Origin of the sequence: Bacillus sp. FJAT-29937 (assembly GCF_001509555.1) — a bacterium.
Classification (GTDB): Bacteria; Bacillota; Bacilli; order Bacillales; family Cytobacillaceae; genus Cytobacillus.
This window is the reverse complement of sequence record NZ_LMAS01000005.1, coordinates 30,313-53,392: the sequence shown is the minus strand read 5'-3', so window position 1 is coordinate 53,392 and position 23,080 is coordinate 30,313. Positions and strand designations below refer to the sequence as shown.

Genomic DNA, 23,080 nt, shown 5'->3' with positions numbered 1-23,080 from the left:
TATCGTTAACAACTTTACCCATTTTTAAAATATAATAGAATTAAATCAATAAGAAATAAGGGAGCAGACTATATGGGGATTCTTATTGTGGACGACAGCCAGGCGAACTTGTTTGTTATCGAAAACATTCTTAAGCGTGCAGGCTATGATGATTACTTATCATTTACTTCAGCGCAGGAATTATTCACTTTTTTGCTTAAGGAACAGCCACTAGAGATAGGAAAACAGATCGACATGATCCTAATGGACATCATGATGCCTGAAATGGACGGAATTGAAGCATGTAAACGACTCCAGCAATATCCACATTTAAAGGATATTCCTGTCATATTTGTGACCGCTCTTGAAGATTCTAATAAGGTTGTGGAGGCACTTGATGCTGGTGGCATTGACTATGTGACGAAACCGATTAATAAGACCGAGCTGCTGGCTAGAATCCGCGTGGCACTGAGGCTGAAATACGAGAAGGACTGGCATATTGAGCAAGAGGAAAAGATCCGCAATGAGTTAGAATTATCGATGCATGTCCAGACAAGCTTGTTAAGTGAACCGGTTTATAAGGATAATCTTTTATTAAAAGCTTCCTACTTACCCGCGTTTAAATTAGCAGGTGATATGTATTATTGGCATAGAATTAATGAACATCGTTATGCTGCCATACAGCTTGATATGATGGGGCACGGGATTTCAGCATCACTTGTTTGCATGTTTATATCCTCCGTATTAAGGGATTCAATTTCAACCTATGCTGATCCGGAGTATGTCATCAAGGAGCTTAACCGCTGGATGAATTCTTTAAACGATCGAAACGAGCAAATTCCTTATTATTTTACAGCTATTTATCTTGTGCTTGATACGAAGGAGAAAACGTTGGAATACGTCAATGCAGGTCACCCAACTGGATTTGCTCTAGTCAACAACACCGAACTTAAAGAGCTTTCCAGTAATACTTGCGCTGTTGGCTTCTTTGAAGAAATCAATATCAAAAAATCAATTATTACATATACAGACTCTATTCAATTGCTCTTATGTACTGATGGGGTTGAGGAAACCATTGATCAGCATGAGACTGACGGCTATGAATATATTAAGAACATCGCCTCTTCCTATTGGCATGATTCCAAAAGCAAAGAACCGATTGATTTTATTTTAACGAAAAAACAACAGGTCAACGCGGACGATGATATTTGTGTAGTGCTAATTCAAGCCACATCAAAAGGGGATTTGGAATGAAAATATTCCGAATCCTTTTTGATGCGACAGGATAAGCCAAAGTTCCTCCTATAAAGAATTCATTCCTCAGCATGAAAATATAACTAATTTTTCCCAATCCCTTTAGGTTAATAAATGCGGCTCATTACGAATTGCTTTTTATGAAGTTTTATTTTTGATTACATATTTTTTGAGCTCTTGTAATAGTTGTTGTTCGGAATATGTTACAGGATTAAAAGCCATTCCATACATGAATCCTTGATAGCTCTTCTTCTCCCAGATTAATTCACCAGTGATGTGCACAGGTTCGTCAGCAATGACACATTCCATCTTAATTTTCGTGTTTGGAATGGGCAGCCGCAGCTGAGACATAATTTTTGCTCCTTTTAAACTCATATCTAGAATATGTATCTCGCCTATGTTGCTATCTACTTTTTTCCCTTGAATTTGTAAAATCGTAAAAGTGGCTGGAATGGGCTGATTAAAGGCTAATCGGAAACCTTCTTGTCTTTTGAATATCCCCTGAATTTTCATACATCCATTTCTCCTTTCGTTGTTCAACTTGAAATTTCTATATATCTCTCAATTATTTTCAAAAAAATAAAAAAAGACCCTAATATAAGCGATTAAGGTCGGTTGCACTACTTGCTCCAAATCATTCAAAGTGCCCACATACGAATGATTCTTCATCGCTTCCAAAGTGTATAAGTATTGAAATTCTATTCATTACATTGCTTAATTTATTTCTAATTATATCCATAAAGTTACGAAAATCAACAGAAATCCAGGCTAAAAAAACTATTATTATTCGTTCTTTTTTCAACAACACTAAAAAAGAGCAAACCATGGATTAAGGTTTGCTCTTCCTATCAATTTACAAGTTAACATCCACTTTAATCAATTTTTCCTCATCTTTATCAATGCCGATATACCTTAATGTGTCAGCATGGGTTTGATGATTGTATATGGACATTAAAATGGAAATGGCAATGCCCTTTCGATAGGCATGATAGCCGAATGTTTTTCTAAGTGTATGCATGCCAATCTTTCCGCAAATGCCAACTTCCTTGGCAGCTTGATTAATAATGCGATAGGCTTGCTGCCGTGTAATTGGAAGTTCATTCTTTTTCGATTTAAAAAGGTAATCATCATCCTTAAAATCAAATGTAGCTAAATAGTTTTGCAAAGCCGCTTTCACTTTACTATTTATATAATGGACCTTTTGTTCATCCTTTTTATCGTCATACAGATAAAGAAATTCCTTTATTTCCGCACCGTCCCAAATATCTCCGACCTTTAAACAAAGCAAATCATGCACCCGAATGCCTGTGTTAATGCCAAATACAAATAGTAAAAAGTCTCTTAATGATTGCTTCTTTAAGTTTTCCTTCATCGCGTTAATTTTCTCGACATCCTTAATAGGATCGACGTATTCCACTGCGGTTCCTCCTGCAATCTAATTAGATTGTTAGCGGACATCAGTTCCGTTATTTGACTCAAAATGGGGTCATTCCTTATATTTGCGGACATAGGTTCCGCTAAATCGTAAAAAGGAGGTAATTTCCTTGTGAATTTCATCAATAACGTACTTGGGGTCCGCTCAGCCCTTACTCGAGGGTCATTTATTAAAAATAACGGATTCAAAGTCCACTTTCAAGTTTAACATTCAAAATTATTTTCCCTCTAGAAACTCCTTCAAATCATCCTGGACACTTTCCTCTGTAAGCTCAACCTTTGAACGATAGGCAGCCCGATTCAATAAATGCGCTACCACAGGAGAAGTTAGAAATACAAAGAAAATACCTAGTATGAGTCTAATGCTGAAATAGCCGTCAGCCAGCAAGAAGAAAAGAAAGGTCCCGAATAATGTACAAAGCACCCCTAAGCTCGCACTCTTGGATACCGCGTGTGAACGGGAATACACATCAGGCAACCGAATTAATCCGATTGCGCTTAGAAAGCTAAAGACCGTGCCGATTAAAAGAAACACAGCTACAACGATGTCAATGTATACGTTTTCGTTCAATCACAACACCTCTTTCAATGAATCTTGCAAAGGCAATCGTACCAACGAATGAGAGGATGCCAATTAATAAAATGATGTCAAAAAAAGCATGTGTCCGAAGCAGGATCGATAGACAGGCAACACTAGCAATCAGATTTACCCCAATATTATCTAATGCCATGACCCGATCTGGTGTAGAGGGTCCTTTTATAACACGGTAGAGAGCAGCAAGGATGGAAAGAGCCAAGAAGAATAAACAAACTACTAAAATTTGATTAAACATTACCGGGTTACCTCCTTTATCGCTTTCTCATATTTAATCTGCGACTGAAAAACAGCATGCTTGGAATCTGGCAAATTTAAGGCATGGAGATAAAAAACCTTATTGTTTGGAGAAACCTCCATTACAACAGAGCCTGGGGTTAAGGTTAAAAGTAAAGCTAGCAACGTAATTTCCAAATCCCCTTCCAGATCCGTCTCCATTTTAAATATTCCAGGGGTAACTTCAATCTTAGGCCTGATGACTTCTTTTATAATCGCGATACTAGATGTAACCGATTCACTTAAAAACAGGAAAAACAGCTTCAAAATAGCGATAAACCGCCTTAAATAAAAGGATGTTGGGAAAAAGCGCCGTAAAGAAAAGAGCACGACAATTCCAACCAAATATCCGCCGAAAAAGGATAATATACTCCATTCATCCTGAAAAAACATCCATAAAAAGGCGATAAAAAGATTAATTAAAACCTGAACTGGCAAGGTTTCTCCTCCCTTCCGGAAATGCGCAAGCACCAATTGTCGACACCAGTATGTCCTGTACTTTGAGGGCAGGCGCTGGAGCCAGACATAATACTATTTCGCTCCCGCCATGACTGCTTCAATATAAAGGCTTGGATTCACTAACCCATCTGCGGCAATTTGAACATATTCATGAATTCCCTCTGCCCCTAATCCGAGTGTAATCGTCAGGGCAGTCAGGCATCCTATTGGAAACATTAAGCCTTTCGTTGTTCCCTTTTCCATTTCCTTGCTTAGAGCCGTTTCGCCCCAAAAAACATTCATAAAGATTTTCATAATCGAAAACAAGACCATTAGACTTGTTAATAACCCAATTCCGCCTAACCAGTAATACCCAGCTTCAAAGGTTCCTCGTGTAATAAAGACCTTCCCCAAGAACCCGCTTAATGGCGGAATACCAGCTAGCGATAAGGCGGCAATAAAGAACATCCAGCCTAAATAAGGATGATTGCGAATGAGTCCGCTTATTTCCTTTAGCTTACTCGTACCCGTAATGACAATAATCGCTCCGCCTAAAAGGAAAATAAGCGCCTTAATGAGGATGTCATGAATGAGATAGTACAAGGAACCCATAATGCCGTTCGGGGTTTGGGAGGCAAGTCCAGCGATAATAAATCCCACCCCTACAATCACGTTATACGTTAAGATTTTTTTGATATCCCAATAGGCGATCGCACCAATTGCTCCTAGCAGCATCGTTAATGCGCCAAGAATCCCAATGATGAAATGGGTAACCTCTGGCTTATGATAGAAAACAAGTGTAAACGTACGAAATAAGGCGTAGATTCCCACTTTTGTTAATAGAGCTGCAAAAACGGCAGCGATGGCTGTCGGCGGTGCACTATAGGCACCTGGCAGCCAGAAGAAAAGAAAAAGTGCCGCCTTCATGCCAAAAACAATTAAAAATAAGAGAGAAACCGTTGTCAGCAATCCATCCTGCCCCGCCTCCGCCACCCGAAGTGATAAATGGGCAAAATTTAATGTCCCGAGCATCGCATATAAATAGGCGATAGCCACAAGAAATAAAGAAGACGATAAAACATTGATCAGGATATACTTGATGGACTCTCGAAGCTGTAGCTTCGTTCCTCCTAAAGAAATCAGCACATAGGATGAAATTAACATAACCTCAAAACAAACAAATAAATTAAAGATATCACCTGTCAAAAACGACCCGTTTACACCGGTAATCAGAAATAAATAAAATGGGTAAAAATAATGCTTCTCCCTCTTCTCTCCAATTGAACGAAAGGAGTAAATCAAGCAAAAGAGCGCAACGATGCTCGAACTCAAAAGCAAAATGGCCGAGAACATATCCGCTACTATACTAATGCCATAAGGAGGGGCCCATCCTCCTGCCTGAAGTGTCTGAATTCCATTCCCTTTTATCTGACTCATTAATGAGACAGACACAACACCTATACCAATGATGGCCAGTATGCTAAGCAAGCGCTGAAAAAGAATGTTTTTCCGGAATAGGATTAAGATCAGCCCGGCAATGAGCGGAATGATGATCGGCCATATAACAAGATTATTCATCCTTATTTCCCCTTAATTGATCCATATCATCAGTCCCTACTGTTTTATACGTTCGGTAACTAAGCACTAAAAATAAAGCAGTCACGGCAAAGTTAATGACAATCGCTGTTAAAATAAGTGCCTGTGGCAATGAATCCGTAAATGTTGTATTGATGCCGCCTAATAAAGGCGGACCGCCCGTCTTTAATCCGCCCATCGTTAGAATTAACAAATTGACACCATGGCTGATAATTGAAGTTCCTAAAATGATTCGAATTAAGCTTTTACTTAAAACTAAATAAGTGCCAATCGAAAAAAACAGGCCGACTAGAATTGATATAAGTGTCTCCATCTTTACCCATCCTCACTTATACTCAGAATAATCGTGACAGCTGTGCCAATAACGGCTAAGGCAACACCCACATCAAATAGCACAGCAGTAGCCAGCTCTGTTTTTCCGAAAACAGGAAGATTAAAGTAACCAAATGTTTGGTTTAAAAACGGTTTCCCGGCAAAAATGGAAGTCATCCCGGTAAGAACAGCAAGCAGAACGCCCAAACCCGCTACTTTCTTGAAATCGACTGGGATGTTTTTTCGGACGGTTTCAATATCGAATGCAAGGTAGAGAAGGACGAGCCCTGCCGCTACACTCAAACCGCCGATAAATCCCCCTCCCGGATTATGATGGCCTCCGAAGAATAGATAGATAGAAAAAGTTAGAATAATCACGATGGCCACTTTAGTCACAGAACGCAAAATTACATCATTCGGGTTCATTCTTTCGGACCCCTCCCTGCTAATTGAAGCTTTATTAACGTATAGACTCCTAAACCTGCAATACTTAAGACAAGGATTTCCAGCATTGTATCTAATCCACGGAAATCAACAAGAATAGCGTTAACGATATTCTTAGCCCCTGCAAGCGTGTAAGAATCCTCAAAGAAACCCGAAATGGATGCGAATAGCCGATGATTATTTGCGGACATTGCAAGTAAAGTGACGATCACGCCAACCCCAAGAGAAATAATGAAATTCGTCATCTTGAATGAAATTCTGCTTACTTCCTTTCGCAATTCCGGCAAATGATAGAAGCATAGAAGGAATAACGCTGCCGTCACCGTCTCCACAACAATCTGTGTAAGCGCCAAATCAGGCGCCCGGAAAATAATAAAGAACAAGGATACGAGATAGCCCAGTGAGCCAAGGGCAATAATGGCTGTTAATCTTGATTTTGAAAGAAGGACAGCGAAGGCTGAAATGACCATTGCGATTATTAATACGCCTTCATATATGCTAACCTCTGCATTATTCGCATATTGCATGGTAAACCCTTTTGAGAACAAAAGGGAACTGCCAAGAACCAGGATGAAAAAGCCAAAAATATAAACTAAATAATCTCGGATAGACCCTGTCATATACCGATTGGTCACCTTTAATGAAGCTCTTTCCGATCCTTCTAACAATCGATTATACAAATGATTCAGCGATAAGGATTTAGGCAAGACATCATATAGAAACATCCAGCGCTTAATAAATTTATACATAATGGACCCAACGATGATCACACCGATTGTCATATATAATTCCATATTCCATCCATGCCACGGCTTGATCGTTACATCCATCTCACTTAATGAAAGACCAGGCAAGACCGCCATTAATGCAGGCTGCAGAATGTTCTTCGAAACGACATTAGGGAAAAAGAAAATAACAATAACAAGCACGGCTAAAATAATCGGCGGAATCAACATGCCAATTGGTGCTTCATGGGCAACTTTATCGATCTTCTCTGGACGGTGTTTACCAGTAAAGGTTTTAAAAACAAGAATCATACAATAGATAAACGTAAACACACTTGCAATCCATGCAACCCAAGGAATGATCATGCCAAATGTCTTCATTCCAAAAACAGGATTCTCCGCTGCCGTTAATACACTTGTAAAAAACATCTCTTTACTCAAATAGCCATTAAACGGGGGAAGTCCAGCCATCGAGAAGCTTCCGATGATCGTTAGAGTAAATGAAATAGGCATCAAGCTCATTAGTCCGCCTAATTTACGAATATCACGCGTTCCTGTTTCATGGTCAATAATCCCAATAACCATAAAAAGACTGCCCTTAAAGGTGGAATGATTAATTAAATGAAACAGAGCTGCTAATACCGCAAAAGCATAAACGGTTGACTCATCCCCATGACCAAAATACATAGAAGCAGAACCTAACCCAAGGAGAGACATGATCAAACCTAATTGGCTGATCGTTGAATAGGCCAGCAATGCCTTTAAATCCTTCTGATTGACTGCGTTAATGGAGCCATAAATTAACGTGATGATCCCAACTCCTGAAACAATCCAGAACCATTCACTGCTCCCGCCAAAAACAGGCGTAAATCTAGCTACTAAATAAATACCCGCTTTCACCATAGTTGCGGAATGTAAATAGGCACTGATTGGAGTAGGCGCCTCCATTGCATCTGGCAGCCAAATGCTAAATGGAAATTGGGCTGACTTTGTAAAAGCTCCTAAAAGCAGCAAGATCATAGCTGGAGGAAATAATGAATGCTCGGTAACAGCATGAACCTTGCTCAATATTTCACGAATGCTATATGTATCTGTCATCATGGAAAGCATAATGAGACCCGATAACATCGCAAGTCCGCCAAATATCGTAATCAGCATGGATTTGAGGGCACCATATCTAGAGTTTTTCCGTTGATACCAATAGGCAATCAGTAAAAACGAAGAAATACTAGTCAATTCCCAGAATACATACAAAACTAAAATATTATCTGAAAAAACGAGGCCAAGCATGGCACCCATGAATAAAAGCATATAAACATAAAAATTATGGAGTGCTTCACGCTCTCTTGACATGTAATAAATGGAATAAAGGACTACGAGGGCCCCAACTCCAGAAATTAACAGTCCAAAAATAAGCGCCAAGCCATCCAAATAAGTTGTTAAATTAATATTTAATGAAGGCACCCATGGAAGTGATTGGGAAATTGTATTTCCATTGGAAATGACAGGAATATACTGTAACAGATACAGAAATACTGTGAGCGGGACAATAACGACAAACCAGCCCGTATGAATTCGCGGTGTAACCATTTTATAAATAAAAGGTGTTAAAATAGCAAAAATAAACGGCAGAAAGATCATGAATGGTAACAAAGACACAATCAAATCCCCTCCTAACAAGTTATTATATTTCTATTAATGTTTGTCTCATCATTCATTATTAGTCTTTGACAGCTGCTTCTTATATCATGTGCAAGGCTTATATAATAATGAAATAGATTGACTTAACACAGCTTCATGATATATATTCAAACATAGTTTAATCGAATCTAATTTCTATTAAACGCATCTAACTCGAGGTGAAATGAAAATGAAAAAAGTAAAGGGACGTATGGACGAAAGCATCCTCGTCTGTGTATACTATGGGCCAAATGGTGAACGCCTTATTCAGCGCGGCTGTAAAATTGCAAGCATGCTTGATTGCCCTCTGTATATTTTAACCATTGATCCTTTGCCCTTTGATGAACTGGATGCGGAAAAATCAGATTATATTACTAGATGGCAGCAAATCGCTGAACATCATCGGATTGAGGAATTTATTTTAAAAGATAATGAAAAGCGGCCTGTCTCTAAAGTAATTGCAGAGGTTGCCCGTGAAAAACATATTACTCAAATCATCCTAGGCCAGACTGCCCAGAGCCGCTGGGAACAAATAGCTAAGGGCTCCATAATTAACTCCTTGTTAAAGGAAATCCCTTTTGTTGACCTGCACATTATTTCGGTTTCCCGTGCTCTTAGAGATCAAGAAGGACTTTTCGAAAAAGGGGTCCGTGCATACCTAGTTAAAGAAGAGAATGTTTATCGCCTAAGCTTTATTCATACTAAAGAAGCCGAATTCGAAGGGATATTCTTTAAGGAACAAGGTACAGACTTCAACAATGGTGTTTTCAAACTCATGAAGGGCAAAGAAACACTGCAAGTCGTTGTAACAGAAGACATTGTCAAGGACCTTAAAAATGTTAGAATGACTGATCCAATTGATGTAGATAATGATTTACTATAATATAATTCAGAACACTTCCAGCGCTTCTCTAATGCTGGAAGTTTTTTTATACTGCCAATCATCTAATGTTACATAAAAATAACTTACCAAAAAATAAGTAACATTACAATAAAAAGGCCCTTGAAAATCGCAAAAAAAATACAGCTTCTATCAAAAGAAGCTGTTCTAATATTTAGAAATTGATGTTTTCTTTCGGAATAACTTTTCGATTGGGTTGAAGTCTTCGAAGCAATTATGATCTGTACGAATCGACTCCTTGCTGCCGAGCCCGAGGAATCCCCCCGGACTTAGGCTTTCATTAAATAATTGGAGCACACGGCCCTGAAGGTCAGTGTTGAAATAGATAAGGACGTTCCGGCATATGATGACATGAAACTCATTAAAGGACCGGTCCGTTACTAAATTATGCTGGGCAAAGACGACATGCTTTAGCAATTCAGGGTTTAAATAAGCAGCTTCACAATCAGCCGTGTAATATTCCGAAAACGACTTTTGCCCCCCTGCAAGCAAGTAGTTCCTCGTATATAGCTGCATTTTCTGCAGAGGGATGATCCCTCGCTCTGCTCTGGCTAGGACTTTCTCATTCATATCGGTGGCATAGATTTTTGTTTTGTGCCCAAGCCCTTCCTCCTCCATCAAAATGGCCATGGAATAGACCTCTTTCCCCGTAGAACAGCCAGCATGCCAAATTCTAATTTCAGGAAGATCCTTTAGCCATGGAGTAACCTCGTTCCTAAATGTTTTGAAGAAGGTAGGGTCCCGGAACATCTCCGTCACATTAATCGAAAAGTCGCTTAATATTTTTTCTAAATATACTTCCTCATGGATAATTTTCTCCGTCAGACTCGTAATGCTTGATAAACGTTCCTGGTTTAAGCGGTATTGCACTCGTCTCATGATGGAAGACCGCATATATTGGCGAAAATCATAGCCTGATAGACGAAAAATCGCTAATAGCAATAACTCAAGCTCTACATCCTCTTTACTCACTTTAAACATTCTTCATCATCCCAATAATTTTCTTTCTAAGATAACCACACTCGCATCACTGACAATAGTTGATCTAGTTTAAGCGGCTTGCTGATATAATCGGAAGCGCCAGATTCAATGCATCTTCTTCGGTCATAATTCATCGCTTTTGCCGTTAACGCAATAATGGGCAAATCTTGATATTCTTCAAGTTCACGGATTCTTCTCATCGTTTCATAGCCATCCATAACAGGCATCATAATGTCCATTAACAAAATATCCACTTTTTCTTCTTTTGCCATCGTGTCTAAACACTCCATGCCATTTTCAGCGGTTAGGACATGCATGCCTTCTTTTTCAAGAGCATTTTTGATAACAAAAATATTCCGATGGTCATCGTCAACAACGAGAACTGACTTTCCTTGTAAAACTGTAGAAGACGGGCTAACTTCCTGTTCATCATCAGGAAGATTTTCAATGGCTGTTTCAATAATAGATTGAGAATCCTTTGCAGAAGCAACTTCAGAAATCACTGTTTCCTCTGCTCTTTTCGGTAAACCTTCAGGCAGGCTTGGAATAAATAAAGTGAAGCTGCTGCCCTTCCCTTCTTCACTCTGTACTTTACATACCCCGCCAAGAAGCTGAGCAAACTCTTTTGTTATCGATAATCCGAGTCCTGTTCCGCCATATTTTCTCATTGTGGCTCCATCCACCTGCTGGAAGGCTTCGAATATCTCCTCCTGCTTCTCTAAAGGAATTCCAATTCCTGTATCTGAAACGATCACCTTCACCCATGTATCTGAACAGTTCGCTTGAGGGAAGCTGCTAATCTCATGGCTGTGCGCCTTTTCAAACGTAACAGAAACAGAACCGGAATCTGTAAATTTAAAGGCATTTGAAAGCAGGTTTTTAATCATCTGCTGAAGGCGTTGTTCGTCTGTAAAAATGGCCTCCGGTACGCCTTCCACATCAGTAACAGTGAATTCAAGATTCTTCTTCTTCGCGAATTGAATAAAGTTCCGTTCCAACCGATCCGCAAAAACATTCATATTCACTTCCTCAAAGTGAATCTCTAGCTTCCCAACCTCTACTTTAGAAAGATCGAGAATATCATTTATTAAGTCTAGCAAATCCTGTCCGGCTGAATGAATCACCTTAGTGAATTCAACTTGTTCTTCATTAAGGCCATGATTCGGAACATCAATCAGCATTTCTGAGAGCAGCAGAATACTATTCAATGGTGTACGAAGCTCATGAGACATATTGGCCAGGAATTCTGTCTTGTATTTCGAACTCAGCATAAGCTCTCTCGCCTTTTCTTCAAGTGCTTCCTTGGCAGACCTCAGTTCCTCTGATTTCAGCTCTGCATCATTTGTGCGTTCTTCTAATTGCTCATTAATCATTCGGAGCTCTTCTGCTTGAGTTTGGAGCTCCTCAGATTGTGACTGCAATTCTTCCGATTGAGTCTGCAATTCCTCAGATTGCATTTGCAATTCCTCTGTCTTTGCCTGCGATTCCTCCAGTAAACGGGCAATTTCCATTCTGCCTAATATATTTGTAATGGCGATGCCAAGCGTATCCAGCACTTCCTCTAACAGTTTTAAATGAGTGGATGTAAACACTTCTAGACTTGCCAATTCCACAACCGCTACGACTTCATCCTTCACCAACACCGGTGCCATGATAATGCTTCTTGGCGCCACACTTCCAAGGCCGGTATGGATCAGATGATAGGTACTTGGAACATCATTTAAAATAAAAGGCTTCTTTTCAACAGCACATTGCCCAACTAGCCCCTCGCCTGGATAAAAAAACTCTCTCCCTTCATCCCGACCGTCTTCTGCAAAGGAGGATTTTTTTCGATAAATGGGCTTTCCATTATTCGTTTCTTTCACATAGAAAACGCCAAGATTGGCATGGATTGCATGAGATAATTGGCGAATGAGATCTTCACCAAGAGAATGAATATTAATATGATGGCTGTACAGATGAATGATGTCGGCAGAATGGGTTTGAATCCAATTTTGCTCCGTTATTTCTGAAATATATTTTTGTTCTTTTTCATGATAGGTTTCTAAAGACGCTGCCATCGAATTAAAGGATTTCGCTATGTTTCCGAATTCATCATTTGTATGAATTACTAGCCTTGGGAGCCTGGAAAGATTTTTATAATCAATACGATTGAGCCCCTTTAATATGATGGCCATCGTTTTACTTGTGCTCCGAATGAGTGAAAGTGTAACAAGGACAATCATCAATAGAGCTAGAATAACAGCCGATATTAATACAATGACAAGCTGGGAATGTGTTTTCGTCGCACTATGCAGCGATTCATCCATTAATGATTCCTGGTATTCGATAAATTCGCTTAAATCGAGTAGAAGCTGGTCGCGATTAATTCGTTCACTATCATAAATGGTTTGCATTTCATCAAATTTACCACTTTTGAACTTTTCAATAAAACTATGCTCCATCTGATTGTATGAATTGTAATATTTTTCAATTTCTTTCAGAACTTCAATGCCTCTAGCTGTATTAATGGAGGATTCTAATTTAATTATTTTTGATGTAATGCCTTCTTCATTATCTTTGAGAGATTTCTCAATCAGTTCCGGGTTTATTTCTTCTTTTACAATTAATATCCGCAGAAGCTGGCGGTCGGTTTGATCGAATAGCCTTCTGATTTCAGTGGCTTGGTTTACTTTATAGTATCGATCTTTCACAATCTCCAGCATATTCGCTTTTATTAAATTTGCCATAAAAAGGATGACAAACATCAATAGAAGCATAAAAAATATAGTCAAGCCTAGGCTAAGATATTGCTTCCTTTTGAAACTCACTAAATATGCCTCCTTTATAGTGAAATAAGTTTCAGAGGTTAATTATTTATGAGTGCAGAATGACAGCTAATAAACGGTATGTATGGCCGTTCGGCTAAATTGCTAGGCTAGCCGAACGGACTATTATGGACTTTTACTGGATTTGATAAGTTTCTTCTCGGACATCTGTCATCCATTCAAGCTGAATAAGCTTAAGATGGAATAAGGTAATCGGATCACGGTAAAGTTCAGGATTTTCCCTAATCTCCCTCAAAGACTCTTTATTGAATTCTATTTGACTTCCTGATTCCTTCACCGCTTCCTGCAGTTCAGCTAACGGCGGACTAAACAACATGCTGACATCTCTATCTATCGATTTTTCAAAAAGTTCAAATGGCTGGAAGAATTGTTCTGCAACTGCTGCAGCCACTTCGCTGTAATCTTCATTTTCAATAAATTGCTTATATTTGTTATAGAGCATGGATTTATTTTGCTGAATGGCTCCCAGCAATTTGCCCGCACTCTTTAAAATAAACTGGGATGGTGTGAAGCGGTTTAATATATTCATATTTTCTAGATGCACATTTCCTCTCGTCATCCGATCCGCATCTCTTCGCCAATCATCCAGCACTTTAAAATCACACGCAAGACTTAATTTCTCTTCCTCATAAAGATCATTAAAGCCCGCACCCATTTCATTCAGGAATTCTTGAGCCTGATCGAATTCATCACTTGCCTCGTTAATCCACTGATGAATCACCTTATGAAAGCTTGGCATAATCATTTCATCTAAATGATGACGAATACGATTATTCATTTCATTATTCAGCTGAACATGGATCTTCCCAAAATCGCTGTCCTCATGTATCAATTCTGAACTTCCTTTAAGCAGCTTAGGAATATCCTCCATTAGCTGAACCTTTAGGTCGTCTTTGATCTTTGTAAAGGACCTCTTCATGACTCGGGCTTTTTCTTCCTCCAAATCACGTAATTGATTTGTGGCGCCTGTTAATTTGGTTACCATTTCATCATTCCATTTAATTGACTCAATGAAACCATTCTCCATTTCCACTCGTCTTTCCAATAAGAACTTAATCGTTTTGCGAATATAATGCTGAACTTTAGACGTTCTTTTTTCTTCTAGATTGTCGTGATTCGTGATAGATTTCAAGAATTGAGTTAATGGTTCAAGCTGTTCATTTCGGCCCGAATAAGCAAATACTTTTGCTTTTGAAAAATAAGTATTCACTTTCGATGTGGCACGGTCTATCACTTCCTGCTCCATTTCATGAGAATTTGCCCCATTTATCAAGAAATGAATCGAAAGGTCAGGTGCCTGCTCGCGAATTTTCACAACCATTTCAAGCTCTTCCTCTGCGAAAGCATGATTGGCATGGAGGACGAATAGCAGACTATCCGCGAGCTGCAAATATTGGAATACTTCATTTCTGAATCGGTTCAAACCCGTTATGCCAGGTGTATCAATAAAGGCAAGCTGCTTCTCACGGAGAAACGGTAAAGGTTTTTTATACAGGATCACAGTTTGTGAGTCCTCGCTCACATCGAATAGATGAGAAATTTCTCTTTCTCCTTCATCGCCAATCTCCTGGATGATAGCGGCCTCATTATCCTTGAACATCACAGTTGTTGAAATCGAGTCATCTATGATCGTTTCGCCAAGCAGTTGATTGATAAATCCCGATTTCTCATTGCCAGCAGCTCCGGCAATTAATAGATTAGGAGCCTTGAGGTCAAGAAGCTCCTTCACCATCCATTCAAATCGGTGTCCAATCTCAATCCCATTCTTCCTTGCCCAAGAAACGACGGACTTGAATAACTCGAATCCATCTGTTAAGCCATTTCGATCACGCATTTCCTGACTGATCTTTTTCTCCGCTGCATTAATCGCTGAATGCTCGATGCTCGAAGGGAAGATTTCACTCCATGCTAGGGCAGAAGCCGCAGCAATGGATGAATAAGTGGAATCAGCCAGTTTCACCCAGTTGCTTAAATGATTCGGAATTAAATGTGAGATTTCTCTTATTAAATGCTTCCCGTTGATTAATTCGAAATATGTATCATGATAAACGGCCGAAAGCTCTTTCCATGAATGGGAGCTTCCCCCTTCCATATGGAGAAGGATGTGATTTAATTCTTTAATCCAAGTAAAATATAAATCTCCATTTCGATAATGATTCCATAAGGTAACAGCCAGTCTTTCAAACTTTGCCAAATCCGCCTTAAATAATATGACTAATGCTTCATTGAAATAATTTGGTTCTGTCTTCTTGATCTTGCCCTCTTCGACATAGGACTGCAGAATGTCGAACCAAACAAGATCTCCTGTCCTGATGGACTCATTAACAGCAAGCTCAATCGCATTTTTCCAATCCTGATGCTTTTCAAAAAACGCTTTAGCGATGCTCGTTACATCCCGGTAGTCTGGGTTAAAAGTAACAGCCTCATTGATCACCTCAACGGCAAAATCAAGCTTTCCGCGTGCCACATAGGTGGAAAACAACTGTAATAGCACTTCTATTTTCAAGACGTCAGAGTCTGTTTGAATGGACCGGTACAAATCCTCTGCTGTAGCGAGAATTTCCAGTTTAAAATAAGCATCCGCCATATTCTTCTTTGCCCACGGCTCAAGCTCATTATTAATATTTTCCCATTTAAAAATCGCTGCCTCGTAATCACAATTCTGGAAGTAAATCTCTCCTTGAGCAAAGCGAATAAAGGAAAGCTCCGATATGGCATTCCTTTGCTCCTCCATATACAATTCTCCTAAAGCCTTGATGGGATGTACATTCTCTTTCCCTTCCACTAATGTCTTGTAATAACTTTTTCCTATTAATTGTTCATCTATAGTCATCATGCTACCCCCGCAGAGTATTTTCACAAAATATCAAAACAAGCCTAAGCAGCTTTATTTGCTTTTTTTCCTATTCTTTTATTCTAACAAAATATTTTTATGGCAAATTTTCAATTTTGATTACATAATTGTAGTCTTCTGTAACAAATTTAATAATAGGCAAAAGTCCTAATGCCTGTTTCCTACTTTATTACCCTAATTTCCTATTTTACAAACAATTTCATGGCGCTTTTCTTTTCATTCTAAGCAAAATTCAATATGATTACAATTTGGCAGGTCTAATTCATCATAGATGATTTGGTTATTCCCTTCGATTGATTTACTTGGTTAATAACAGTAAAATAAGAATTAACTACCTACATATAGAAAGGCTGATACCGGTTTGGAACAAAATTCGTCAAACTTTATTAAAAATATCATTATCGAGGATTTGGAATCAGGAAAGCACAAAGAAATCATTACTCGTTTTCCTCCCGAACCGAACGGGTATCTTCATATCGGTCATGCGAAATCCATCGTCATTAACTTTGGTCTTGCCGATGATTTTAACGGAAAGACACATTTACGATTTGATGATACGAACCCATTAAAGGAAGATCAGGAATATGTTGATTCGATTAAGAACGATGTAGCATGGCTCGGCTATGAGTGGGATGATCTCCGCTTTGCTTCCGACTATTTTGAGGAAATGTATGATCGTGCCGTTCTTCTTATTAAAAGAGGAAAGGCCTATGTTGACGATCTATCCCAAGAAGAAATCCGTGAATACCGCGGGACACTGACTGAGCCTGGTAAAGAAAGTCCTTACCGCAATCGCTCAGTAGAGGAAAATTTAGATTTATTCGAACGGATGCGTAACGGCGAATTCGAAAATGGCAGCAAAGTGTTACGCGCAAAAATTGATATGGCCTCACCGAATATTAATATGCGCGATCCTGTCATCTATCGTATCTCACATGCTTCCCACCATAATACAGGCGATAAATGGTGTATTTACCCGATGTACTCTTTTGCCCATCCATTAGAAGATGCAATTGAAGATGTCACTCATTCCATTTGTACGACTGAATTTGAGGATCAGCGTCCGCTATATAATTGGGTGATTGAAGAATGCGAAATGGAAAGCAAGCCGCAGCAAATTGAATTCGGCCGGCTGAACATTACGAATACAGTCATGAGTAAGAGAAAGCTGAAGCAGCTTGTTGACGAAGGCTTTGTCGATGGCTGGGACGACCCGCGCATGCCAACAATTTCTGGATTAAGAAGAAAAGGCTTTACTCCAGGCGCCATCCGCGAGTTTGTTAAAGCAACTGGTATTTCTAAAGGATCCGGAGCTGTAGATGAGGCTATGCTTGAGTATTTTGTCAGAGAAGACTTAAAGCTGACTGCACCGCGAACAATGGGTGTACTGAACCCGCTTAAAGTCGTAATTACAAACTATCCGGAAGATCAAGTCGAAATGCTTGATGCGGAAATCAACCCAGAAAATGAAGAAATGGGCATACGGCAAATTCCATTCTCCCGCGAAATTTATATTGAACAGGATGACTTCATGGAAGACCCGCCAAGCAAATATTTCCGCCTCTTCCCAGGTAATGAAGTTCGTCTTAAGCACGCATATTTCATTAAATGTAATGATGTAATTAAAGATGAAAACGGCAAGGTGATTGAAATTCACTGTACATACGATCCTGAAACAAAAAGCGGGACAGGCTTTACAGGACGTAAAGTAAAAGGTACACTTCACTGGGTTGATGCGAAGCATGCGATTCCAGCTGAATTTCGTCTTTATGAGCCGCTCATTCTTGATTCTGAATTAGAAGCTGAAGCAATGGACGATTCTGAAAAGACGTTTTTGGATTTTGTAAATCCAAATTCACTTGAAATCGTTCAAGGCTTTATTGAACCGAATATGAAAGATGTTAAAGGTCAGGACAAATTCCAATTTTTCCGTCATGGCTATTTTAACGTGGATCCAAAGCATTCAACGGCTGAGAAACACGTATTTAACCGCATCGTTTCGCTAAAAAGCTCTTTTAAGCTATAATGAACTTTGCCATTTGCAGCCTTAACACATCAAAGGGAGGAAATTATTATGACAAACGAAAATGAAAATCAAGCACTGCCGCCAAAAACGTGTACAATTGAGCGACTGATCACTTTGCCAGCAGACATTGAATTGGTGTTAGCAGGTAAGAAAACGGCCACACGCCGCAACGGACGCTATGCAGACGTTGGTGAGATTATGGATCTTCAAGGTCATCAATTTGTCATTGAAAAAGTATATTCACAATCTTTAGGTGAATTAACTGATGAGCACGCCAAGCAAGAAGGCTATGAAACGGTTGAAGATTATAAGCAATCCATTCTATCCTATCACCCTGGCATGCCATGGCTGCCGCAAATGAGAGTATGGGTGCATGAGTTCCGTCCAGTCTCGGAATAATCATTTTTCATGGATACACTTTATCGCTTCATCCTATACATCCATGTGGGCAGTGCTGTTCTATCCATCGGTCCCTTTTTCGTATTAATTCCGATTGCGAAAAAATTGCGGGCGGCAGAACATGAAGTCCAGCTTGCCTACTTGGATATTTTCCGTCTCTCTGTCCGGCTTGTGAAGCACGCCGGACATCTACTTGTCGGGAGCGGTGCACTGCTTATTGCTATGGGGCATTGGACGTGGAAAACACCGTGGATTATTGCCACGTTGGCTGTCATGTTTGGTTCTGTGTTTTTTCTTGCCAGGGCATTCACCCCTATTTTTCGAAAATTTCATGAGCCTGAACAAGATCAACAGCTGCTTGTCCAAAAGCTTTTAAAATCAACTTGGCTTTATTTAATCCTATTAATGGTCATGCTCTGGCTTATGGTAGTAAAACCTCCCCTTTGGTAAAAAGGGAGTGGTCAGTCTCTATAAAGAGGCTGGCCATTTTTTTTAGGCTTTCATTTTCCTTTTGATTCCATTTTGCATTATAATTATAGTTGAAATTAAAATTCAGAGAAAAGTTACTTTATTATATGAATCTATAGGGATTGGAGTGGTTTTTAAAGTGGGTGTTACGTTACGAAAAGGACAGAAAGTCGATTTAACAAAGGCTCATCCGGGTCTTGAGGTTGTTGTGGCAGGTTTGGGCTGGGATGTTAGCCATAGCCATTCACAATATGATTTAGATGCCTCAGCTTTCTTGGTTGGTCCTACTGGCAAGGTACAAAGTGATTTGGATTTTGTATTCTATAATAATCCTAGAGGCGGAAATGATTCGGTTATATACAGCGGCGATAATCGTACCGGAGCTGGCGCCAGTGATGATGAGCAAATTTCAATCGAATTAAATAAAGTTCCTCCTTCTATTCACCGGATTGCTTTCACTATCACCATCCATGATGCACAAATCAAACAGCAAAACTTCGGACAAGTTTCTAATGCCTATGTGCGGATTTTTAACGCGAGGACAAATGAGGAATTACTTCGTTTCGACCTGGGACGTGATTTTACAGTGGAAACGGCCATTGTGGCAGCAGAATTGTATCGCCATAACGGTGAGTGGAAATTTAATGCCATTGCGAGCGGCTTTCAAGGCGGATTAGCGGCACTATGCAGAAATTTTGGCGTTCATGTAGATGATGAGCCTGCTCCTGCACAACCCGCTTATCAATCTCAGCCTATCAACCAACCCTACGGCAGCTCCCAGCAAGCGCAGCCATTTTCTGGCCAGCAACAGTCAGGCTATAATCAGCCAGCTTTCGGTCAAACAAATACTTACAGTCCTTCTTATAATCAACCAGCGTATAATCAAACGATGCAGCAGAGTCAGCCTTTCAATCAGCAAGCCTATGGACAGCAGGCAAGCTACAATCAGCCTACATACGGTCAAGGATATTCCTCTCAGCAATCTTATGGCGGAGACAATATCAATTGTACCCGCTGCGGTTCCTCGAATGTACGGACAGGTGAAAAAGGCTTTGGCCTCGGAAAAGCGGCAATTGGCGGGTTAATCCTTGGTCCGATCGGTTTATTGGGAGGATTCATTGGCAAAAACCAGCTTAAATTTACATGCAACAGCTGCCGAAACGTCTGGTCTCCTAATCAAACCGATTATTCACAATGGGCCAATCAGCAAAAAAGAAAGGCTCAGGAATTATTCGCCCGCTATAAAAGCCAGGATGTCCTAGATGCTGTTGTTGCCGCTTGTGCACTCGTATCATTAGCAGATGGCAGACTAGACCAAGCCGAGCGGCAAAAAATGATGGAATTTGTCAATCAAAGCGAAGAATTACGCGTTTTTGATACAAATAAAGTGATGCAGCAATTTAATTACTTTGTCCAAAAAATTGAACGTGATTCCATTATCGGTCGTGCGGAGGCATTCAGAGCTTTAGGACGTGTCAGATCGAAGCCTGAAATTGCTCGCCTTGTTGCTCGTTATTGTATCGCACTTGGCTATGCAGACGGTCATTTCGATCCTAGCGAAAAGCAGATTGTTTCAGAAATCTGTATGGAATTAGGGTTAAATCCCCAAGAATTTTTATCATAATTGTGTTTGGAAGAGCCCACTCCTTGAAGGGCTCTTTGTTTTTTAATACATTCTTTTCGCATACCCATCTTCAAACAAGGGGAAACTCATAACAAATTGTAAAAGAGGAGGAGTTCCCTTGGAAGAAATTCATTTGGAAGGCAGTTCTTCAACTGAACGCATGATGCCGATGACCTCTGTGGCAAGCGGCATGTTTCAACATGTTGCTTCAGGTGTTCAATGCTTTACCGTTCAAATCGTTAATATTGCTTTTGTCACTCTTTCTGACACCCCCGGAGATTGGGTTTTGGTTGATGCAGGTATGCCCCAATCGGCCAGAAAAATTATCGATGCTGCTGAAGAACTCTATGGTGAGGAGGCAAAACCTAAATCCATTATTTTAACACATGGGCACTTCGATCATGTTGGAGCCATTATTGATTTAATTAATCACTGGCAAGTCCCTGTCTATGCCCATACATTAGAGCTTCCTTACTTAACCGGGAAGAAAAATTATGTAGAACCCGATTCAACTGTTGAAGGCGGAATGATTTCGAAAATCTCTCCTTTTTTCCCAAATGAGGCAATCGATATAACTGGATATGTTCACCCCCTTCCCGAGGATGGGAGTGTTCCTGAAATGCAGGGCTGGAAATGGGTTCATACACCCGGACATTCACCTGGTCATGTTTCCTTATTTAGAGAAAGTGACCGTGCCCTTATTGCTGGCGATGCCTTCGTTACGGTTAAGCAAGAATCTCTATATAAGGTTCTAACACAGGAATTTGAAATAAGCGGGCCGCCGAGATACTTAACTCCTGACTGGGAGTCATCACGGGAGTCTGTTGAAAAACTTTTCGCCCTTCAGCCTGCCTATGCAGTTACAGGCCATGGAGTACCGATTTCAGGGGATGTATTAACAGAAAATTTACCAAAGCTAGTACGTGAATTTGATAAGATCGCCATCCCGGATTATGGGCGTTTTGTGGATGGGGTGCATTGATTAGGTTTTACCTATCTGAAGCTTGTATGAAGCTTGGCGGACACCAGTTCCCTTATTTGCAGGAAAATAGAGGGTTTTTTATTTTTTCGGACAGAGGTTCCTCTATTTCGGAAAAAAGCAGCTATTTCTGTCGTTTTTCAGTAAATAACGTACGCTGTGTCCGCTTAGCTTATCAATTCGGGTCATTAAATGAAAATAACGGATTTCATGTCCGCAAAGGGTTTCCTCAGCTAATCACGGAACTATTTTTCCTTATTGCCCCTTCCTTTTTTTGCTATGATATACATATCATGAATGAGGGGGAGTCTTTGTGGAGAAACGAAAGCTAATTGTTACCCAAAATATTAGTGAGGATTTAATCGAAGCTATCAAAGAAATTATACCCGATTGGGAGCTTATTGTTGGAAAGGATAAGGCCGTTTGGCAAGATCATTTACATGAAACGGAAATCATTGCAGGCTGGAAGAAGGATTTAACTGAACATGTGCTAGCCCATGATTCTAAGCTGCGCTGGGTTCAATCATGGTCAGCAGGTATAAACAGCATGCCATTGAAAGAATTCAATAATCACCAAATCCAGTTAACATCGGCCAACGGGGTTCATTCCTTTCCTATTTCCGAGACCATCTTTGCACTCATGCTCGGGCTTACTAGAAAAATACATACATATGTGAAAAATCAGCAAACAAAGACTTGGCATCATTCAGGGCTAAAGCTTGAACTGCATGGCAAAACATTGGGTCTATTTGGGGTAGGGGCTATCGGCAAGGAAACAGCGAAAATTGCCAAGGCATTTGGCATGAATGTTTTAGGGTTTCGCCGCTCAGGTCAGCCTGAAGAATATGTGGATACGATGTATTCGCTTAATCAGATAAATGAGGTATTACCCTCATGTGACTATGTAGTTGTGACGCTTCCACTAACAGAGGAAACAAAGCATTTATTTGGAAAAGACCAATTTGACCTCATGAAGGCTTCGTCCTTCTTCTTAAATATTGGCCGAGGTGATATTGTCGTGGAATCAGAGCTTATCCAGGCTCTAACGGAAGGAAAAATCGCTGGTGCAGGCTTGGATGTATTTGAGAAAGAACCTCTTAGTGAGGACAGTCCATTATGGGAAATGGAAAATGTAATCATCACACCACATACAGCAGGGTCGACCGAGCATTATGATAAGCGGGTCATTAAGGATATATTCATCCCAAATTTAAAAAGCTATGTAAAAGACGAGAAGCTGCCAATTAATTTAGTGGATTATCATAAAGGTTATTGAAACAGCAAAAG

Annotated in this window: 21 protein-coding genes and 1 riboswitch; of the genes, 9 read left to right on the top strand and 12 right to left on the bottom strand. The window is 39.9% G+C overall.

Features of this window, described 5'->3' with window-relative positions; translation table 11 throughout:
- Positions 1-72: 72 nt before the first annotated feature.
- The gene (locus tag AR328_RS12285) at positions 73-1,233 is read left to right on the top strand and encodes a PP2C family protein-serine/threonine phosphatase (RefSeq protein ID WP_066295294.1); all 1,161 of its coding nucleotides are present in this window, start codon (positions 73-75) and stop codon (positions 1,231-1,233) included.
- A 138-nt stretch (positions 1,234-1,371) separates the two neighbouring features.
- Here AR328_RS12285 and AR328_RS12280 read toward each other — a convergent pair whose 3' ends face one another.
- The 9 genes from AR328_RS12280 to AR328_RS12240 form a co-directional block, all read right to left on the bottom strand.
- A complete protein-coding gene (locus tag AR328_RS12280; protein WP_066295293.1) occupies positions 1,372-1,746 on the bottom strand; it encodes a PilZ domain-containing protein in 375 nt (124 codons plus the stop codon).
- An 87-nt stretch (positions 1,747-1,833) separates the two neighbouring features.
- A riboswitch (cyclic di-GMP riboswitch) is annotated at positions 1,834-1,918 on the bottom strand.
- 168 nt (positions 1,919-2,086) lie between these two features.
- Positions 2,087-2,650 (bottom strand): tyrosine-type recombinase/integrase, encoded by a 564-nt coding sequence (locus AR328_RS12275; protein ID WP_066295292.1) that lies wholly within the window; start codon positions 2,648-2,650, stop codon positions 2,087-2,089.
- Between the two features lie 234 nt (positions 2,651-2,884).
- The gene (gene mnhG, locus AR328_RS12270; protein WP_066295291.1) at positions 2,885-3,238 is read right to left on the bottom strand and encodes a monovalent cation/H(+) antiporter subunit G; all 354 of its coding nucleotides are present in this window, start codon (positions 3,236-3,238) and stop codon (positions 2,885-2,887) included.
- Positions 3,216-3,500: a Na(+)/H(+) antiporter subunit F1 gene (locus AR328_RS12265; protein ID WP_066295290.1), complete on the bottom strand. Its 285-nt coding sequence runs from the start codon at positions 3,498-3,500 to the stop codon at positions 3,216-3,218. The genes mnhG and AR328_RS12265 overlap by 23 nt, the downstream gene beginning before the upstream one ends.
- Positions 3,500-3,976 (bottom strand): Na+/H+ antiporter subunit E, encoded by a 477-nt coding sequence (locus AR328_RS12260; protein ID WP_066295289.1) that lies wholly within the window; start codon positions 3,974-3,976, stop codon positions 3,500-3,502. Before AR328_RS12260 ends, AR328_RS12265 begins: the two co-directional genes overlap by 1 nt.
- A 93-nt stretch (positions 3,977-4,069) precedes the next feature.
- Positions 4,070-5,554: a Na+/H+ antiporter subunit D gene (locus AR328_RS12255; protein WP_066295288.1), complete on the bottom strand. Its 1,485-nt coding sequence runs from the start codon at positions 5,552-5,554 to the stop codon at positions 4,070-4,072.
- A complete protein-coding gene (locus AR328_RS12250) occupies positions 5,547-5,885 on the bottom strand; it encodes a Na(+)/H(+) antiporter subunit C (RefSeq protein WP_066295287.1) in 339 nt (112 codons plus the stop codon). The genes AR328_RS12255 and AR328_RS12250 overlap by 8 nt, the downstream gene beginning before the upstream one ends.
- 2 nt (positions 5,886-5,887) lie before the next feature.
- A complete protein-coding gene (locus AR328_RS12245) occupies positions 5,888-6,310 on the bottom strand; it encodes a Na(+)/H(+) antiporter subunit B (protein ID WP_066295286.1) in 423 nt (140 codons plus the stop codon).
- Positions 6,307-8,712: a Na+/H+ antiporter subunit A gene (locus AR328_RS12240; RefSeq protein ID WP_197414459.1), complete on the bottom strand. Its 2,406-nt coding sequence runs from the start codon at positions 8,710-8,712 to the stop codon at positions 6,307-6,309. The genes AR328_RS12245 and AR328_RS12240 overlap by 4 nt, the downstream gene beginning before the upstream one ends.
- 211 nt (positions 8,713-8,923) lie before the next feature.
- On the opposite strand from AR328_RS12240, the gene AR328_RS12235 reads away from it, so the two are divergent.
- The gene (locus tag AR328_RS12235; RefSeq protein WP_066295285.1) at positions 8,924-9,616 is read left to right on the top strand and encodes a universal stress protein; all 693 of its coding nucleotides are present in this window, start codon (positions 8,924-8,926) and stop codon (positions 9,614-9,616) included.
- A 165-nt stretch (positions 9,617-9,781) separates the two neighbouring features.
- On the opposite strand, the gene AR328_RS12230 is transcribed toward AR328_RS12235, so the two are convergent.
- The 3 genes from AR328_RS12230 to AR328_RS12220 all read right to left on the bottom strand — a co-directional run bounded on the left by AR328_RS12230 (position 9,782) and on the right by AR328_RS12220 (position 16,276).
- The gene (locus AR328_RS12230; RefSeq protein WP_197414458.1) at positions 9,782-10,615 is read right to left on the bottom strand and encodes a CheR family methyltransferase; all 834 of its coding nucleotides are present in this window, start codon (positions 10,613-10,615) and stop codon (positions 9,782-9,784) included.
- Positions 10,616-10,641: 26 nt separating this feature from the next.
- Positions 10,642-13,425 (bottom strand): response regulator, encoded by a 2,784-nt coding sequence (locus tag AR328_RS12225; protein WP_066295284.1) that lies wholly within the window; start codon positions 13,423-13,425, stop codon positions 10,642-10,644.
- A 133-nt stretch (positions 13,426-13,558) separates the two neighbouring features.
- Complete coding sequence (locus AR328_RS12220; protein WP_066295283.1) at positions 13,559-16,276, bottom strand: dynamin family protein; 2,718 nt, start codon at positions 16,274-16,276, stop codon at positions 13,559-13,561.
- Positions 16,277-16,658: 382 nt separating this feature from the next.
- On the opposite strand from AR328_RS12220, the gene AR328_RS12215 reads away from it, so the two are divergent.
- From AR328_RS12215 to AR328_RS12185, 7 genes are all read left to right on the top strand, one after another.
- The gene (locus AR328_RS12215) at positions 16,659-18,323 is read left to right on the top strand and encodes a glutamine--tRNA ligase/YqeY domain fusion protein (protein ID WP_066295282.1); all 1,665 of its coding nucleotides are present in this window, start codon (positions 16,659-16,661) and stop codon (positions 18,321-18,323) included.
- A gap of 48 nt (positions 18,324-18,371) precedes the next feature.
- Entirely contained in the window at positions 18,372-18,722 is a 351-nt protein-coding gene (locus AR328_RS12210; RefSeq protein ID WP_066295281.1) for an ASCH domain-containing protein, read from the top strand.
- A 9-nt stretch (positions 18,723-18,731) separates the two neighbouring features.
- Positions 18,732-19,172 carry a hypothetical protein gene (locus AR328_RS12205; RefSeq protein WP_066295280.1) on the top strand — a complete coding sequence of 147 codons (441 nt, stop codon included), beginning with the start codon at positions 18,732-18,734 and terminating at the stop codon, positions 19,170-19,172.
- A gap of 157 nt (positions 19,173-19,329) precedes the next feature.
- On the top strand, positions 19,330-20,814 hold the full coding sequence (locus AR328_RS12200; RefSeq protein ID WP_066295873.1) for a TerD family protein: 1,485 nt from the start codon (positions 19,330-19,332) through the stop codon (positions 20,812-20,814).
- Positions 20,815-20,974: 160 nt separating this feature from the next.
- Positions 20,975-21,796 (top strand): MBL fold metallo-hydrolase, encoded by an 822-nt coding sequence (locus AR328_RS12195; protein ID WP_197414465.1) that lies wholly within the window; start codon positions 20,975-20,977, stop codon positions 21,794-21,796.
- Positions 21,793-22,125: a hypothetical protein gene (locus tag AR328_RS23060; protein ID WP_066295279.1), complete on the top strand. Its 333-nt coding sequence runs from the start codon at positions 21,793-21,795 to the stop codon at positions 22,123-22,125. Before AR328_RS12195 ends, AR328_RS23060 begins: the two co-directional genes overlap by 4 nt.
- Positions 22,107-23,069 carry a D-2-hydroxyacid dehydrogenase gene (locus AR328_RS12185; RefSeq protein WP_066295278.1) on the top strand — a complete coding sequence of 321 codons (963 nt, stop codon included), beginning with the start codon at positions 22,107-22,109 and terminating at the stop codon, positions 23,067-23,069. The genes AR328_RS23060 and AR328_RS12185 overlap by 19 nt, the downstream gene beginning before the upstream one ends.
- Positions 23,070-23,080 lie beyond the last annotated feature (11 nt).

What these genes read in the sequence shown, in the direction of transcription:
- AR328_RS12285 (WP_066295294.1), top strand. Translation starts at nt 73, where the DNA reads ATGGGGATTCTTATTGTGGACGACAGCCAGGCGAACTTGTTTGTTATC.
- AR328_RS12280 (WP_066295293.1), bottom strand. Translation starts at nt 1,746, where the DNA reads ATGAAAATTCAGGGGATATTCAAAAGACAAGAAGGTTTCCGATTAGCC.
- AR328_RS12265 (WP_066295290.1), bottom strand. Translation starts at nt 3,500, where the DNA reads ATGTTTAATCAAATTTTAGTAGTTTGTTTATTCTTCTTGGCTCTTTCC.
- AR328_RS12255 (WP_066295288.1), bottom strand. Translation starts at nt 5,554, where the DNA reads ATGAATAATCTTGTTATATGGCCGATCATCATTCCGCTCATTGCCGGG.
- AR328_RS12250 (WP_066295287.1), bottom strand. Translation starts at nt 5,885, where the DNA reads ATGGAGACACTTATATCAATTCTAGTCGGCCTGTTTTTTTCGATTGGC.
- AR328_RS12245 (WP_066295286.1), bottom strand. Translation starts at nt 6,310, where the DNA reads ATGAACCCGAATGATGTAATTTTGCGTTCTGTGACTAAAGTGGCCATC.
- AR328_RS12235 (WP_066295285.1), top strand. Translation starts at nt 8,924, where the DNA reads ATGAAAAAAGTAAAGGGACGTATGGACGAAAGCATCCTCGTCTGTGTA.
- AR328_RS12230 (WP_197414458.1), bottom strand. Translation starts at nt 10,615, where the DNA reads ATGTTTAAAGTGAGTAAAGAGGATGTAGAGCTTGAGTTATTGCTATTA.
- AR328_RS12220 (WP_066295283.1), bottom strand. Translation starts at nt 16,276, where the DNA reads ATGACTATAGATGAACAATTAATAGGAAAAAGTTATTACAAGACATTA.
- AR328_RS12210 (WP_066295281.1), top strand. Translation starts at nt 18,372, where the DNA reads ATGACAAACGAAAATGAAAATCAAGCACTGCCGCCAAAAACGTGTACA.
- AR328_RS12205 (WP_066295280.1), top strand. Translation starts at nt 18,732, where the DNA reads ATGGATACACTTTATCGCTTCATCCTATACATCCATGTGGGCAGTGCT.
- AR328_RS12195 (WP_197414465.1), top strand. Translation starts at nt 20,975, where the DNA reads ATGATGCCGATGACCTCTGTGGCAAGCGGCATGTTTCAACATGTTGCT.